Source organism: Gemmobacter sp. LW-1, assembly GCF_001303875.1.
In the GTDB taxonomy this organism is placed as follows: domain Bacteria; phylum Pseudomonadota; class Alphaproteobacteria; order Rhodobacterales; family Rhodobacteraceae; genus Gemmobacter; species Gemmobacter caeni.
Map to the genome: position 1 here is coordinate 1 of NZ_LJSC01000031.1, position 15871 is coordinate 15871.

The following is a 15871-nucleotide window of genomic DNA, read 5'->3' on the forward strand; positions in this document are numbered from 1 at the left end:
CCGCCCCCGCCATCATCCATGTCAGCGGCACCAGCGTGGCATTCGGCAGCATATCCACCAGATTGGCGGCCACCAGCAGACAAACCGCCGCGACCCAGGGCGAAACCGCGCTGCGCCGCGACAGCATCTCGCGCCCCATCAGCAGAAGCGGCAGCACCAGAAGCCCGAACTGTGCCAGATAGCCCAGCCAGCCATAGATCCCCAGCGTGATGATCCAGGCGCCATCGGCAATCGAGGTGCCTGCCCCTGTTACCGGATCATAGATCAGGTTCCGGCCATAGCCGCCCCAGCCGAACCACGCCTTCAGCGCCGCCCGGTCCAGCAGTGCCTCCTCATTCCGGACGCGGAAGGCGAAGGAATAGGCCCGGTCCGGCGAAAGATGTTCGGCGAAGGCGATGATCTGGTTCAGCGGCACCAGATGCGCGCCGCGCAGCAGCGGATAGGTAATGACGATCCCCGCCAGCAAAGCCGCCATCACAACCTGCCAGTGCCGGGGCGCGAACAGGATCAGCGGGCTCAGGCCCAGCGCATAGACCAGCGGTCCCGCACTTTTGCACAATACAAGCACGGCAAGCAGATACAGCATGACGGCAAACTGCCGGGGCCGACGGTCAGACGGGCCGACCCGGAACAGCGTCACGGCGCTGAGCGCGGCCATCAGCGCAAAAAACGCGACCCAAAGCCCGTGCGGCAGAAAGACGACCGGCCGATAGCCGCCAAAGCGGATGGTCTGGAAGAAGTCGTGCTGGAAATATCCGTAGACCCAGACGTTCATCTGCGGCGAAAGCCGCGTCTCGATGAGCATTGGCACCGAATAGGCCAACCCCGCCGCGACAAGCGCGGCAAGGATCGCCCGCATCGCCTCGGGCGTGCCCAGATAGCGGCGCGCAAGGAAATAGGGCAGGACCGCGATGCCCTGATTGATGACAGCCGCCGCACTGTCGTAGATGCGCATGCCCTGGATCATCTCGCCCGCCCCCTTGGGCAAGGGCTCGCCATTGGTCAGCACCGTGGCAAAGGGCGACAGCACGAAGATCACCAGCAAGCCGCGCCCGATCCATGAGTCCGGCAGGATCGGAATGGTTTCCCTGCGCACGAACAGCACCATGACCGCCGCCATCAGCGGCGGGATGCTGTCTTTCCCCAGATCGGGAACGACGGGCAGGTCCAGCGCGATGACCGGCGGCAGGATCAGATAAGCCCCGAGGATCGACCAGATGAGCGCACGATCCGGCGGCAGGCGGCGCCAGAGCACCGCCACGACCAGCGGCCAGATCAGCAGCATCAGCCAGGCAAGGGGATTGGGGGTGATCAGCGGCGGGCTCCTCGATTGCGGCGGTGCGAGTCTAGCATCGCCCCGCGCCTCAGACCAACCTGCGGATCACAGGCAGACGCAACGCCACGGCGGTGGCGGCCCAGGACAGCAGGAAGGCGGTCAGCGTCCGGGTCCAGAACCCCACGCCTGCACCGAAAATCTTGTAGGCCACGAGCATGAAGAACGGATGCATCAGATAAATGCCGAAGGCAACGCGGCCCAGCGTTGGCAACAGGCGATGGCGCAGCGGCAAGCGCCAGAACAGCTCGAACCCCAGGGCGGCAATCAGCGGCGTCAGCGCCCAGGGCTTGCCCGCCATCGCCCAGCCCGCCCCCGCCAGCAGCGCCATGGCCACCAGCGGCACCAGAGGCCGGTTCAGGCGGTGCGCAGGCGCCAGCAACAGGCCGTAGATGTAAAGCGGCAGGCCGAAAGCCCATTGAGGCAAAGGATCGGGCATCGGCACGAATTCATGCAGCCAGAACAGCGGCAGCCCGACGCCCAGCATCAGCCCCGCCCCGGACACCAGATCGCGCCGGGTCCGGATCAGCCGCGCCGCCGGCTGCACCAGCACCATGACCAGCATCACGAAGGGCAGAAACCACAGATGGATGGTCGAGCCGATCAGAAGACTCCACGGATCGGTCAGCGGAACAAGACGCGCGGGATCATGCGACAGCAGGACGTCCAGCAGCCGGAACACCGCCGACCAGAACAGCCAGGGCAGAACCAGCCGCCGTGCCCGCGCCAGCCACGGATAGCTGCCCCCCGCCCGCTCGGCCGACTGGATCGCCAGAAAAGCGGTCAGGATCAGGAACAGCCCCAGCGACAGATGGCCAACCCAGTCGCGCGGCGAGGCCAGTGCGTGCGCTGCCACGACGCCGAAAGCGGCGACGAACCGGGCAAGGTCGATGGACTGCCGGTGTTGCACGGCCGCCTTCTGGGGCATCGGGTTGTTCATGTTGCATGGCTAAGCGAGCAGCCCGGTTTCGGGCAACTGTCCTGCATGCGGCGCCATGCAGTTTGCCGGAAACAGAGTGTTTTTGACACAGCCCGGGCGGTTGGACCGGCAAGGGGTGAACGTCGCGCCGTTTCGTGATACCCAGCGGCACCCGATTATCGAGTAGATGCCGTGCAGTTCACCATAGATGACACAACGATTCCCGTGAACGTACCTCATGCGGCCAGCCTTCTGGCCGCCGTGCGGCAGCGCCTTGCCGCACGTCAGGGCTTTGCCCTTGCCACGATCAATCTGGATCATCTGGTCAAGCTCAACACCGACCCGGCCTTTCGCGCGGCCTATGCCGCGCAGGATTTCGTCGTGGCGGACGGCAACCCGATCGTCTGGCTGTCGCGTCTGGCCCGGCAGCCGGTCGACCTTGTGCCCGGCTCGACCATGGTTCTGCCGCTGGCCCGGCTGGCCGCGCAGGCCGGGGTGAAGGTGGCCTTGCTCGGCTCGACCGAAACAGCGCTGGCCACGGCGGCTGAGGCGCTGCGGGTCGAGGCGCGCGGGCTGGATGTGGCGCTGACCATCGCGCCGCCCATGGGGTTTGATCCCGCCGGGGAAGAGGCGGCACGCTATCTGCGCATGCTGGAAACCGCCGGGATCGGCCTGTGTTTTCTGGCCCTCGGCGCCCCCAAACAGGAAATCCTTGCCGCACGCGGTCGCGATCTGGCACCCCATGTCGGCTTTGCCTCTGTCGGGGCGGGGCTGGATTTTCTGGCGGGAACACAGGTGCGCGCACCGGACTGGGTGCAAAGCATCGCGATGGAATGGGCCTGGCGCATGCTGAGCAATCCCAGACGACTGGCGCCGCGCTACTGGGCCTGCGCCAAACTGCTGCCGGGCGAGATGCGCAAGGCACTGGCCCTGCGCATGGCCCCCCCTGCCGGGCGGACCTGAGGTCTGCGCCGGGCGTCACTTGTATTCGATCAGCCCGCGCTGCCGCCCCCTCAGGCGCCCCAGATGATAGCCGATCACACCCTGCGCCTCGGGCAGCTTGCCCAGCACGGTGAACACTGCCGCTTCGTCCCCCATCCGCGGCGCCAGCCGCAAGACCTGCGCGGGCCAGAGCCCCAGAACCAGCCAGCCCGCCGGATGCAGAACCCCTGCCAGCACGGCGGCAACCGGCACGCCGACACCCCAGAGCAGGGCGCGGCGCGTCTCGCGCTGCCAGTGCCGCTCCGTCCCGGACCGATGACGCCAAGCTCCTTCGGCAAAGGCATGCCCGGCCCTGCGGCTGCGGCGCCACCACTGGCCGAAGCGGGTCATCGCCGCATCATGCAATGTCATCTCGGCCTCCAGCCGCCAGATGCGCCCCCCGGCCCGGCGCAGGCGCAGACACAGGTCCGGCTCCTCACCCGCGATCAGTGTGGGGTCATAGCCGCCGACGGCTGCAACCGCCGCATGGCGCATCAGCGCATCGCCGCCACAGGCCGTGGCCTCGCCCACCGGCGTATCCCATTCCCGATCACACAGCCGGTTCCAGACCGAGGCCTCGGGAAACCGCTCGCGCCGCCGCCCACAGACCACCACCACTTCGGGATGGTCTTGCAGGAAGGTAGCCGCCGTTGCGATCCAGTCCGGCCGCACCTCGCAATCGCCATCGACGAATTGCACGAACTGCGGGGGATCATCAGCCAGAAGCGCCAGACCGGCATTGCGTGCCCGCGCGGCGGTAAAGGGTTGCGTCATGTCCAGCGACACCACCTCGGCCCCGCGAGTGCGGGCGGCGGCGAGGCTGCCATCCGTCGAGCCACTGTCGACGTAGACCAGCCGCCGCACCTGCCCGGCAAGACTGTCGAGACAGGCCGTCAGCCGCGCCCCTTCGTTGCGCCCGATCACCACCGCATCCACCTGACCACCGGCCATACCGCCCCTCGCACGCTTGCCGGAAAACCGGCCCCTGTCCGAGACTTGCGTGCAACGCTTCACACCTGCAAGCCCCCGCCACTCTTTCATTTTAGGCCCGGTTCTGCTAGCCATGCAGCACTGGGCGGGGGCCCGGACGAATCCGGTCATGTGCTGTTTGGTGGCACGGGGACCGGCACTATATCCGGTTCACCGGCTCGCCTCGCATCGGGCCGATCCTTAACCGCAGCCTTTGGGCTGCATGACCCGGAGCCCGCTGCGACCGATGACGACACACAGGATATTGGTCCCCCAGCACGTTTCTCGTGCAGATATTGGGCCCGGGATGCGTAAAGACAGCGATTTTTCCTCTCGTCTCGAACCAGATCTGCCCCCGCGTCCGGGGGCCATTGCCCTGTTCCGGCCGCGCAGCACCGCGCTGGCGCCGCTTGTGCCGCGCTCCGATGCGCTTCAGGTCGCCCCCCCGCCGCAAGAGCCGCGGCATGATCCCGCGAAGGTGTGGGAATCGCTGGGCAAGTCGGTGCTGAACCCCGATTTTCTGGCTGGAAACGGTGTTTTCGCGCTGTCGGAACAAAACCCGGTGACGGCGCAGTTCGACATTCTGCGCACCCGCGTGTGGCAGGCAATGCAGGAACGCGGGTGGAAACGCATCGCCGTGACCTCGCCCACCCATGGCTGCGGCAAAAGCCTTGTCGCTGCCAATCTGGCGCTGGCACTGGCCCGTCTGCCCGGCTGTCGCACGGTCCTGATGGATCTGGAACTGCGCCACCCCGATCTGGCGCGGCTGTTCGGCGTGCACTGCGGCCCGCTGCACGAGGTGCTGACCGGCGAGCAGCCGCTGGAATCCCATCTGCGGCGCGTCGGTGACCGGCTGGCGCTGGCGCTGAACGGCGAAGCGGTGGCGGCAGGTTCGGAAACCTTGCTTGATCCGCGCAGTGTCGGCACGCTGAAGGCGATTGTCGATCATCTTGCCCCCTCGGCTGTAGTCATCGACCTGCCGCACGCGCTGGGCAACGACGATGTGATCTCGGTCCTGCCGCAGGTGGATTGCGTGCTTCTGGTCGCCGATGCCACGCGCACCACCGCCGAGGATGTCAGAGCCTGCGAACGTCTGTTCGAGGGCCGCGTGCCGCTGATGGGCGTTGTTCTGAACCGCGCCGATGACGGGCGGCGGCGGCGTTATCGTTATGGCAAGGGTAAAAGGTAAAACCGTATGGGACCGATCCAGAGCGTCGAGGAATTTCTGAGCCTGCTGCGCCGCCGCCGTCTGTTGATCGCGGCTGTGGTGCTGTTCGGCGCCATCGTCTCGTTCATGGTCGGCGTGACCCGGCCCAAGACCTATGAAACCGGCGCGGTGATCCAGGTCGAAAGCCCGGTGATCGACGGGCAGGAGCAGAATGCCGGTGCCCAGTCGGCCCGCGTGCTGCAAGTGATTGAACAGCGGCTGACCACGCGCGAGAACCTTGCCGCGATGATCGAACGGCACGGGCTGTTCGGCGGCGAGGCGGCGGCCCTGCCACTGGACAAGCAGATTGCAGCGCTTCGGGCCTCGATCACCTTTCAAAGCATCGCTTCGGCCGCACAACAGAACTTCGGTGCGCCGACCACCGTTTCGGCGCTGATGATCACCACGCGGCTGGACGACCCGGAAAAGGCCGCACGCGTGGCGAATGATCTGGCGCAAAGTGTGCTTGATATGTCTGTCGCCCGGCAAACCAGCCGCGCGATGGATACGGTGCGCTTCTTCCAGGCGGAAGAGGCGCGCGTCTCGCAAGAGATTGTGGCACTTGAAGCCGAGATCGCGGCTTTCAAGAATGCCAACCCGGTCGCGCAGGCGGGCAGCGATGCCGCGACCGACCGCGCGGCGCTGGACAGCGATCTGCGGCGGCTGTCGCAGGACATTCTGGCCGTTCAGGGCGAACGCGGCGCGCTGGAAGGCAAGGACAGGCTGCGCGAAACCGACCGGCGCCGCATTGACGAACTGAAGGTGCAGGAAGGGGTTCTGCAAAGCCAGCAGGTTGCCTTGCAGGCCCAGCGGGCCGCGCTGGATCAGCGGGCCGCGCAGGCACCCGAGGTGGAGCGGCGGCTTTCAGCCTATGCGCGGCAGTTGCAGCAGTTGCAAAGCCAGTACGATCTGGTGTCCGCGCGCAAGGCCGAGGCCGAAACCGCGCTGCGGCTGGAAGAGGAAAACCACGCCGAGCATTTCTCGTTGCTGGAACGGGCCATCGCCCCCGCCTCGCCCACGGGCGGCGGCGGACGCAAGATCGCACTGGCCGGGGCTGTCGGCAGCCTGATCTTCGGGATCGTGCTGGCCTTCCTGCTGGATCTGCTGAACCCGGTTCTGCGGTCCGCCCGGCAGATGGAGCGGGAGCTGGATATCCGTCCGGTCATCACCCTGCCGGTGCTGAACCTGCACCCCGCCACCTCGGAGCCCTGGGTGACGCGATTGTGGCACAGATTGCGCGGCAGGCAGCTGCGGCGCAGCTGACCGGATCGCCAGCAAAAACCCCGCATCGCAGGATGCGGGGTTTTGTTTCCATAACTGCGATATTCAGGCGGTGGTCAGCAGCCGGTGCCGTTCACGACCACACCAACCGTGCGCAGCATGATCTTTGCATCGGTCAGCAGCGACAGATCCTGTTCATATTGCGCGTCATACTCAGCCCGTGCCTCGAACGTGGTCCGGTTGCGGCCTGCGGTCTGCCACAGGCCGGTAATCCCCGGACGCAGCGCGTAATAGGCCATGCCCGGATACAGCGCCTGCTGGTTCAGCATCATCGGACGCGGGCCGACAAGACTCATATCCCCGATCAGCACATTCCAGAGCTGCGGCAGTTCGTCGAGCGAGCTTTTGCGCAGGAACCGGCCCAGCGGCGTCACCCGAGGATCGTTCCGCAGTTTCTGCGTCTCGTCCCATTCGGCGCGCGCGTCGGGGTTTGCCGCAAGATATTGCGCCATACGTTCATCGGCATCGCTGACCATTGAACGCAGTTTCCACATACGGAAGGCCCGACCGTGCCGACCCACGCGCTGTTGGGAATAGAAGGCGCGGCCGCCATCACGGGTCACCACGACCGCCAGAACGGCGACCAGGGGCACCACGATCGGGGCTGCCAGCAGGATCGCGCCGACATCAATGCTGCGTTTGAGGAAATGCCGGTATAGCCCGCGCCGCGCAACCGGGGTGGACGCCGCGCGCGGCGTCGCCATCGTATCGAGCGCGACAGGCGCAGCCGCCTGAAGCCGGGGAAATCCGATCATCATTGTTCGCCACCAGTCAACAAAGCCGTGACATTCCAGACAAAACCTTTCGGGACTGCCATGACGGCAGCCCGGAAAAACCGGCAAGAACCTTGTGTTTCGCAGAACATCGCAAGCACTCAGAAGTAACGCCCCCAGTTACGCATTGTACCGGGGCAGCCCCTGCATTGGCGACTGCAAACGCAGAAATTAAGGTTCCGTTAACCGTGATTTGAGGGGGAAATTTTGCCGCATTGCCGCCCCAATGCTGCCACAAATCAGAAGCCACAACTTTAGGGAGATTTTCCTGCCACGGGTCATGCCGGTGATCCGCCCGGTGATTCGCCGACCCTGAGCAATCAGGCGGAAAGCAATGAGGAGCGGAAATGCATATAAGCCCGCCCGACGGGCTGGCGCTTCATCGCTGCACTGTTTCCGTAAACGATATTCAGGCCGTCTGCCGGGGGGCCTGCGCCTCCTGCCCCGGCTCATACCCGGGCAAACCGGCGCGCAGCATGGCCAATGCTGCAAACAGCATCACCCCTGCGATCCCTGCCACCGGATACAGCACGACAGCCATCAGAACGGATTCTGCCGCGATCAGCCCCCAAAGCGCGCCGCCGAACCCGGCCAGCACACCGCAAAGGAGCATTCCGATCAACATGGCGCTTTTCCCGATTCCGCTTTGGCCGCACAGCACGACCTGAAGCCAGCCTGTCGGCGAAATGCGGCGAAAACACGGCACGAGTTCAGCGCTTTGGCGGCAATCCTGTCAGACTCCGAAAATCGCGGCATGATTGGCGGAAAGCCCCGCCGCCGCCAGGGCAGCGGCCACGACGAAGAAAACCAGATCATGCAGCGCATCCCATGCGCGATGCCGGCGGGCCAGCCAGATCAGCAGCGGATGCATCGCCAGATAGGCAAGGGCCTGCCCGGCGAGGGCGCCACCCAGCCCCCACAGGGCCGCGCCTGCAAGGAAGGCCCCGCTTTGCGCCGCCGCGCGCGCCGCCATCACCCAGAAATAGCTGCGCGCATCCCCGGCCGCCAGGGCAGACTGATCATAGGTCATGCCGATCACCAGGGGCATCTGCGCGCAGGCAATCATTACCACGATGATCCCCGCCTGCGTATAACGTGCGTCATAAAGCAGATGCACCAGCGGCTGCCCGGCAAAGGCCATGACCGCCAGCAGCGCCAGCACCCCGCCGGTCAGCGCGAACCGCAAGCGGCGCAGCCGGGCGAAGTTCTGCGCCGCCGCCGCCGGGTGCTGATCGCGATAGATCGGGATCAGGATGCGCGAGGTCACCGCCCCCGCCAGCAGCACCGGAAACGAGGCAAGGAAGTAGCCGATGTTATAAACCCCAAGCTCGTCCAGCCGCAGAAAGGCGCCCAGAATCGCCTTGTCGCCTTGCGACAGCAGGAAGCCGCAGGCGGTTGACAGGAAGATCCACTTGCCGAAATGGATCAGTTCGCGCCCCGCCTCCGGCTCCCATCGCAGGCGGTTTCGCGGGCCGGGCAGGAGAAAATGGGTCAGCCCCAGCTTGGCGAATGACCCGACAATCGCCCCCAGAACCAGTGTCCAGACCGAGTGCCACAGCAACGCCAGCCCCACCATCGCCAGAATGCCTGCGACCTGCGCAGCCAGGTCCAGCGCGGTCAGCCGTCCGATCAGCAGATGACGGTTGGCCGTTTCGATCCGCGTCGGGTTGAACCCGGCGATCAACAGGGTCAGCCCCGCCGCAGGCAGCAGCGCCGCCAGATCGGGCGCCTCGTAGAACCGGGCTGCGGGCCATGCCAGCGCACAGGTGGCAAGCCACAGGATCAGCCCGCGCCCGACCTGAAGGCTCCATGCCGTATCCAGAAAAGCCGGCTCATCGCCGCGCGGACTGCGCGAAATGGCGGGGCCGATCCCCACATCGGAAAACATCGCCAGCCCGACCAGAAACACCGAGACCAGCGCCATCAGGCCGAAAGCCTCGGGAAAAAGCAGCCGCGTCAGGATCAGGTTCGAGGCCAGCCGCAATGCCTGCGTGATGGCATAAGACCCCGCCGTCAGGGCCGATCCGCGCATCACGCGGGCGAACAGGCTGGAACGGGCCGCTTCGGTCATGGCGCGACCCTAGGCGGCACCCGCGATCCGGTCAATCGCGCCATTCTTCGGCCACAAGCTTCTGCCAATAGGGTAGGAAATCAGGACACACCTCTTGCAGACACCGGCTTTACCCGTGAAAATCGCCTATCTTGTGAATACTTACCCCCGTGCCTCGCACACATTCATCCGGCGCGAAATTCAGGCGCTGGAGAAGCTGGATTTTTCGGTGCAGCGCTTCGCCATGCGATCCGACCGCGCGATGCTGAACGACCCCGATGACAAGGCCGAGGATGCGCGCACAGAGCATTTGCTGGAGCGCGGCAAGCTTGCCGTTCTGGCCGGTGCGCTTGGCTGGATGCTGCGCCATCCTTTCGCGACCCCCGGCGCCGTTGCCGCCGCCCTGCGGATGGGCGCCCGGGCGGGCCGCAGGCGCAAGCATCTGGTATATCTGGCCGAGGCCGCCTTTCTTGCCGCGCGCTGCAAGGCGCTGGGGATCGGGCATCTGCATGCCCATTTCGGCACGAATCCCGCGACGGTCGCCCATCTCTGCCGCCTGCTGGGCGGGCCGCGCTGGTCCTTCACCACGCATGGGCCCGAGGAATTCGATGCCCCGGTCGCGCTTTCGCTGCGGGAAAAGATCGCCGGGGCCGAATTCGCAGTCGCCGTATCCTCCTTCGGGCGCAGCCAGCTTTGCCGCTGGGCCGAACTGGCGCACTGGCCACGGATCAAGGTGGTCCATTGCGGCATCGAGACCCGGCATTTCCCTGCCCCGGCTCCGATTCCGGTCAAACTGCGGCTCATCGCCATCGGGCGCTTCTTCGAGCAGAAGGGTTTCCCCCTGTTGATCGAGGCTATTGCCGAGGCGGCGCGGCGCCACCCTGACCTGCATGTCACGCTGGTGGGCGACGGTGAATTGCGGGGTGAGATCGAGGCACGCATCGAAAGCCTGACACTGCGCCGCCATGTCACCCTGACCGGCTGGCTGACCGGGGCACAGGTGCGTGAGGAACTGGCGGCGGCGCAGGCGCTGATCCTGCCATCCTTTGCCGAGGGCTTGCCTGTCGTCGCGATGGAGGCCATGGCCTCTGGCCGGCCGGTGATCGCCACCGCGATCGCAGGCCTGCCCGAACTGGTGACGGCCGATACCGGATGGCTGGTTCCGGCCGGGGATACCGCCGCGCTGGCCTCGGCCATCGACACGCTGGCCGAAACCCCGCCGGAACGGATCGCCGCAATGGGTGTCGCCGCGCGGTATCGCGTTTTCGCCCGCCACAATGTCGAGACCGAGGCCGCAAGGCTGGCGCTGCTGATCCGCGGGGGCGCCAATGCCTGATCGTTTTGTTGTCGCCGCGGCCTGCGCATCGGTCGACATTCTGGCCGATAACCTGTCGCGTTCCCCCTTGCTGCGAAACGGCATCCGCCTGCATGAGGAATGGAATGCGCCTTCCGCCGCGCGGGCCTACAACCGCGCGTTGGATGCGACCACTGCGCCCGTGGTCATCTTCGCCCATCAGGACGTCTATTTCCCTGCCGGATGGGAACGCCTGCTGGCCGCCCGCATCGCCGAGGTCGAGGCGCGCGACCCCGGCTGGGGGTTGATCGGGGCGTTCGGTGTCGGGCTGGACGGGGCGCATATCGGCCCGGTCTGGTCATCCTCTCTGGGCATGATCGTGGGCCGCGTGCCCATGGCGCCGGTGCCGGTGCAAAGCTTTGATGAAATGGTGATCGTGCTGAACCGCGCCTCGGGCCTGCGGTTCGACGAGACGCTGCCCGGCTGGCACATGTATGGCACCGATATCGTGACGCAGGCCCGCGCACGCGGGTTGGGGGCGTGGGCAGTCGGCCTGCCCTGTATCCACAATGATCGCTTCCACGAGGCGCTGGGGCCGGATTATGTGGAATGCTACCGTGCGGTGCAGCGGAAATGGGCGGCGCGGCTGCCATTACTGACGCCAATCACCAAGATCAGCCGGTCGGGCCTGCATCTGCGGCGCGATCTGTGGCGCGCCCGCCAATCTGCCGGGTTCCGGGCTGGCATGGCGGTGGGGACGGAAATGGCTGCCGAAGATCTGGCCCGGCGCTGTGGCTGGCTGGATCTGGGCGCCACTGCCTGAGCGGGCGCATGCGGCGGCGGCTTTTTTGAGTATTTGGGCAAGAAGCAAGGGAAAGCCCCGCAGCAGGATATCGCTGCGGGGCTTTTTCAGGCTCAGTTCTGCGGCTTGGCGAAGCGCAGGTAAGGCAGCTTGATGTCGAGATCGCCGAACTTCTCTTTCGCCTGGGCGTCATTGAGGCTCAGCGCGACGATGACATCCTGACCGGGCACCCAGTTGGCGGGGGTGGCGACCGGCACGCCATCGGTGGCCTGCACGGCGTCCAGCGCACGCAGGATTTCCGCGAAGTTGCGGCCCACCGACATCGGGTAGGACATGGTCAAGCGGATCTTCTTGTCCGGCCCCACGATATAGACGGTGCGCACGGTGGCGGTGTTCGCCGGGGTGCGGCCTTCGGTGGGCAGATAATAATCGGCCGGCAGCATGTCATAGGCCTTGGCGACGGTCAGCGACGTGTCGTCGATGATCGGGAAATCGGCGGGCGAACCGGCGAAAGCCTCGATGTCGCGCTTCCATTTCTGGTGTTCTTCGACCGAATCGACCGAAACGCCGATCACCTTGGTCTTGCGCTTGGCAAACTCGCCCGAAAGCTGCGCCACGGCGCCAAATTCGGTGGTGCAGACCGGGGTGAAGTCGCGCGGGTGGCTGAAGATGATGCCGTAGCTGTCACCCAGCCAGTCGTGGAACCTGATCGTTCCGGCCGTGCTTTCGGCAGTGAAATCGGGGGCGGTGTCGTTGATGCGGACGGACATGATTTCCTCACATGACATTTGCTGAATGTGAGATAGGAGATTCGCCCCGCCGATACACCCCCTTTTCCGCATCTGCGGCAAAAAGGACTGCCGGTTGCAGATCCGGCAGGGTTTCAGAACATCAATCCGGCAGCGTGCGCGCCTGCCCTGCCCCGTTCAGGCCGGGCGGCGGGAAGCGTCACATTGTTCTGCGGTTCAGAGCGCGCCACCGCTGCGGGCGAGGAAATCGGCGGCGGCGGTATCGGGCACCTCGTCGGCCTCGATGGCCGCAACCTTGCGCATGACCCGACGCAGATGATCAGCGTCGGGGGTGGTCAGGTTGGGGCCGCGCGCGATCTTGGCGCGCAACTCGCTGTCGGATCGGGTGTAGTAGTGATTAAGCTGGATGTGATCGGCGGAATAGAAACTGCGGTCGGTGCGGCTGCGGTTGGTGAAGGCCTCACCCCGGTCATTGCAGGTGATGCCACCGCCGGTTTCAATCTCGTGGACCTTCAGCGCCATCACCGCGCAGGGATCGACGATCATCTTGAAGTTACGCAGTCCTTTGGCCTCGCTCATCGGGTCGGGATTGCGGAGGCTGAAGTTCTGCACCACGCCGCCTTCCGGCGGTTCAACATGGCCGGAACGGCCAAACATGTGCCAGGGCAGGCTGATATTGGCGCAGCCTTCCAGATGCGCCAGCGCCTCGGGCAGTGTGGCGGCCTGTTTCGGCACGAGGAATTCATCGACGTCGATGAAGCTCATCCACCGATAGCGGCCGCCGAAATTGCGCACGGCATGGGCATAGGCCAGCACCTGATTGTGGATCTCCAGCCCGCGGCGGGTGTCGCGCAGCTTCTGATCCCAGGGGATGACGCTGGCAAGGTCGCCCACCGCCTGATCCAGCGCCAACAGCGTGCCATCGGTAGAGCCATTGTCGTAGACATGGATATGTGCGACGCCCGCGCGTCGGTGGAACCGCGCCCATTCGCCAATATGCCGCACCTCGTTGCGCACGATCAGCACGAGCGCCAGCCCCTGCCGGTCGGGCAGCGGCCTGGGCGGCACGAGGCCGAGGCTGGTGATGGAGCGCGCACGAGAGAGGAATCCGAACATGGCCCTTCCTAGCAGCCTGCGGCGACCGGCGCAAAACCCCTCTGCCGACATGATATGTCGCGCCGGGGCTTTCGCCTGCCCGCCTGCCTGTTAGACTGGGATGAAACCAATCGGGAAATTTGATCAAATTTCCCTTGCCGATCCGTCTGCCCGACCTATGATCGCGGCGACCACCCGGAGGATACGATGATCGAGAAACGCGATTTCTATATCAATGGCGCCTGGGTCGCCCCGCTTGCCCCCAACGATTGTGCGGTGATCGACCCGTCCACCGAAGAGCCCTGTGCGGTGATCTCGCTGGGCACGGCGGCGGATTGCGACCGCGCGGTGGTTGCTGCGAAAACTGCCTTTGAAAGCTGGTCGGTCACTCCCCCGGCAGAACGCCGCGCCTATGTCGCGAAGATCCTCGCCGAATATGAAAAGCGCGCCGAGGAAATGGCGCAGGCGATCAGCATGGAAATGGGCGCGCCGATGAAACTCGCGCGCGAAAGCCAGGCACCCTGCCTGCCGTGGCACCTGTCGAATTTCCTGACGGCCTTCGACGAAATCGAATGGGTGCGCCCGCTGGGTCCGCATGCGCCGAATGACCGGATCGCGCTGGAACCTATTGGCGTCGTCGGCCTGATCACGCCGTGGAACTGGCCGATGAACCAGGTGACGCTGAAGGTCATTCCGGCACTGCTGGCGGGTTGCACCTGCGTGCTGAAACCCTCGGAAGAGGCGCCGCTGTCCTCGATGCTGTTCGCCGAATTCTGCCATGATGCGGGGCTGCCTGCGGGCGTGTTCAACCTGGTGAACGGCGATGGCATGGGTGTGGGCACCCGCCTGTCGGAGCACCCGGATGTCGAGATGATCTCTTTCACGGGCTCTACCCGTGCGGGCCGCGCCATCAGCAAGGCCGCTGCCGAGACGCTGAAGCGTGTGACGCTGGAACTGGGTGGCAAGGGTGCCAATCTGATCTTCGCCGATGCCGATGAAAAGGCGGTGGAACGCGGCGTGCGGCACATGATGAACAACTCGGGCCAGTCCTGCAACGCACCCTCGCGCATGCTGGTGGAACGGTCGATCTATGACCGGACAGTGGAAAAGGCTGCGGAAGTCGCGGCCTCGATCGAGGTCGGCCCGGCTTCGGCCGAAGGCCGCCACATCGGCCCGGTGGTGAACAAGCGCCAGTGGGAGCAGATTCAGGGCTATATCCAGAAGGGCATCGAGGAAGGTGCGCGGCTGGTCGCGGGTGGTCTTGGCCGGCCCGAGCATCTGAACCGCGGCTTCTACGTCAAGCCCACTGTCTTTGCCGATGTCACCCCCGGCATGACCATCGAGCGCGAAGAAATCTTTGGCCCGGTGCTGAGCATCATCCCCTTCGACACCGAAGAGGATGCGGTGCGCATTGCAAATGACACTCCCTATGGCCTGACCAATTACGTGCAAAGCGGCGATGGCGCGCGACGCAACCGTCTCGCGCGGCGCCTGCGGTCGGGCATGGTCGAGATGAACGGCAAGTCGCGTGGTGCCGGGTCACCTTTCGGGGGCGTTAAGGCTTCGGGGCGCGCGCGTGAAGGCGGTCACTGGGGGATCGAGGAATTCCTTGAGGTCAAGGCAATCTCCGGCTGGGACAGTGACGCCGACTGATTGACCGCGCGCGTTGAAACGGCCACCTTCCGGGGGCCGTTTCAGAAAGTGCCTGCCATGATCCATCCCCTGCCCGGCCCCTCTGGCCAGACTGTCGAGCTGACCCGTATTGCCGGGCTCAACGTGCTGTTCGTGATGGCGGCCGAGGCGGAATATGGCCCGCATCTGGCCGGGTTGTTCCGTCCGCTTTTGTGCGGCATCGGTCCGGTGGAGGCGGGAGTGACACTGACACGCGCGCTGGGGGTGTTTCTGGCGCAGGACGCGCTGCCGGAACTGGTGGTCTCGCTTGGCTCCGCCGGATCGGCGCGGTTGCACAAGACGGGCGTGTATCAGGCCAGCAGTGTCAGCTGGCGCGACATCGATGCATCGGCACTGGGATTTCCGAAGGGCATCACCCCGCTTTCGGGCCTGCCCGCCACGCTGCCTCTGCCCCTGCGCATTCCGGGCGTGCCGGAGGCGAGCTTGTCGACAGGCGCCAATGTCGTCTCGGGCGCCGCCTATCAGACCATCCCCGAGGATATGGTGGATATGGAAACCTGGGCGGCGCTACGGGCCTGTCAGGGCTTTGACGTGCCGCTGATCGCGCTGCGCGGGATTTCCGACGGCGACAAGGAACTGGAGGGTGTGCACGACTGGCACGAGTACCTGCATGTCGTTGACGAGCGGCTGGCCGAGGCGGTCGGCTTGCTGACACAGGCGCTGGAAACCGGCGGAATGGCCGCCCTCCGGTCCTGAGGTCGCATTTGCGCCCTTCTGATGTCGCCC

The 15871-nt window shown here is 65.5% G+C and carries 15 protein-coding genes; 7 read left to right on the forward strand and 8 right to left on the reverse strand.

The genetic code is table 11. From position 1 onward, the window contains the following. Both AO684_RS06130 and AO684_RS06135 read right to left on the reverse strand, forming a co-directional pair. The coding region (locus tag AO684_RS06130; RefSeq protein WP_054301866.1) for a hypothetical protein at positions 1-1285 on the reverse strand (1285 nt) is incomplete at its 3' end. 79 nt (positions 1286-1364) lie between these two features. Continuing rightward, positions 1365-2261, reverse strand: a complete 897-nt coding sequence (locus AO684_RS06135; protein ID WP_054301867.1) for an acyltransferase — start codon at positions 2259-2261, stop codon at positions 1365-1367. Positions 2262-2444: 183 nt separating this feature from the next. Here AO684_RS06135 and AO684_RS06140 point away from each other — a divergent pair, with 183 nt between their 5' ends. Further along, entirely contained in the window at positions 2445-3215 is a 771-nt protein-coding gene (locus tag AO684_RS06140) for a WecB/TagA/CpsF family glycosyltransferase (RefSeq protein WP_054301868.1), read from the forward strand. 15 nt (positions 3216-3230) lie between these two features. On the opposite strand, the gene AO684_RS06145 is transcribed toward AO684_RS06140, so the two are convergent. Continuing rightward, complete coding sequence (locus AO684_RS06145) at positions 3231-4184, reverse strand: glycosyltransferase family 2 protein (RefSeq protein WP_054301869.1); 954 nt, start codon at positions 4182-4184, stop codon at positions 3231-3233. A 325-nt stretch (positions 4185-4509) separates the two neighbouring features. Here AO684_RS06145 and AO684_RS06150 point away from each other — a divergent pair, with 325 nt between their 5' ends. Beyond that, positions 4510-5391 carry a P-loop NTPase gene (locus AO684_RS06150; RefSeq protein ID WP_054301870.1) on the forward strand — a complete coding sequence of 294 codons (882 nt, stop codon included), beginning with the start codon at positions 4510-4512 and terminating at the stop codon, positions 5389-5391. A gap of 6 nt (positions 5392-5397) precedes the next feature. Then, complete coding sequence (locus tag AO684_RS06155; RefSeq protein WP_054301871.1) at positions 5398-6672, forward strand: Wzz/FepE/Etk N-terminal domain-containing protein; 1275 nt, start codon at positions 5398-5400, stop codon at positions 6670-6672. Positions 6673-6746: 74 nt separating this feature from the next. Here the strand turns inward: AO684_RS06155 and AO684_RS06160 are convergent, their stop codons facing one another. From AO684_RS06160 to AO684_RS06170, 3 genes are all read right to left on the reverse strand, one after another. After that, positions 6747-7445 carry a sugar transferase gene (locus tag AO684_RS06160; RefSeq protein ID WP_369814578.1) on the reverse strand — a complete coding sequence of 233 codons (699 nt, stop codon included), beginning with the start codon at positions 7443-7445 and terminating at the stop codon, positions 6747-6749. A gap of 427 nt (positions 7446-7872) precedes the next feature. Next, positions 7873-8088: a hypothetical protein gene (locus AO684_RS06165; protein ID WP_152968360.1), complete on the reverse strand. Its 216-nt coding sequence runs from the start codon at positions 8086-8088 to the stop codon at positions 7873-7875. Positions 8089-8196: 108 nt separating this feature from the next. Next, positions 8197-9534, reverse strand: a complete 1338-nt coding sequence (locus AO684_RS06170) for an oligosaccharide flippase family protein (protein ID WP_054301874.1) — start codon at positions 9532-9534, stop codon at positions 8197-8199. A 115-nt stretch (positions 9535-9649) separates the two neighbouring features. On the opposite strand from AO684_RS06170, the gene AO684_RS06175 reads away from it, so the two are divergent. Together AO684_RS06175 and AO684_RS06180 are read left to right on the forward strand one after the other, a co-directional pair. Then, positions 9650-10849, forward strand: a complete 1200-nt coding sequence (locus AO684_RS06175; RefSeq protein WP_054301875.1) for a glycosyltransferase — start codon at positions 9650-9652, stop codon at positions 10847-10849. Next, positions 10842-11630, forward strand: coding sequence for a hypothetical protein (locus AO684_RS06180; RefSeq protein ID WP_054301876.1), 789 nt, complete (start codon positions 10842-10844; stop codon positions 11628-11630). Before AO684_RS06175 ends, AO684_RS06180 begins: the two co-directional genes overlap by 8 nt. A 92-nt stretch (positions 11631-11722) precedes the next feature. Here AO684_RS06180 and AO684_RS06185 read toward each other — a convergent pair whose 3' ends face one another. Together AO684_RS06185 and AO684_RS06190 are read right to left on the reverse strand one after the other, a co-directional pair. Beyond that, positions 11723-12379: a peroxiredoxin gene (locus AO684_RS06185; RefSeq protein ID WP_054301877.1), complete on the reverse strand. Its 657-nt coding sequence runs from the start codon at positions 12377-12379 to the stop codon at positions 11723-11725. Positions 12380-12574: 195 nt separating this feature from the next. Continuing rightward, entirely contained in the window at positions 12575-13474 is a 900-nt protein-coding gene (locus AO684_RS06190) for a glycosyltransferase family 92 protein (protein WP_054301878.1), read from the reverse strand. A 186-nt stretch (positions 13475-13660) separates the two neighbouring features. Between AO684_RS06190 and AO684_RS06195 the strand changes: the two genes are divergently transcribed. Together AO684_RS06195 and AO684_RS06200 are read left to right on the forward strand one after the other, a co-directional pair. Continuing rightward, positions 13661-15106: an aldehyde dehydrogenase family protein gene (locus tag AO684_RS06195; RefSeq protein ID WP_054301879.1), complete on the forward strand. Its 1446-nt coding sequence runs from the start codon at positions 13661-13663 to the stop codon at positions 15104-15106. Positions 15107-15163: 57 nt separating this feature from the next. Then, positions 15164-15841 (forward strand): 5'-methylthioadenosine/S-adenosylhomocysteine nucleosidase, encoded by a 678-nt coding sequence (locus AO684_RS06200; RefSeq protein ID WP_054301959.1) that lies wholly within the window; start codon positions 15164-15166, stop codon positions 15839-15841. Positions 15842-15871: the final 30 nt, after the last annotated feature.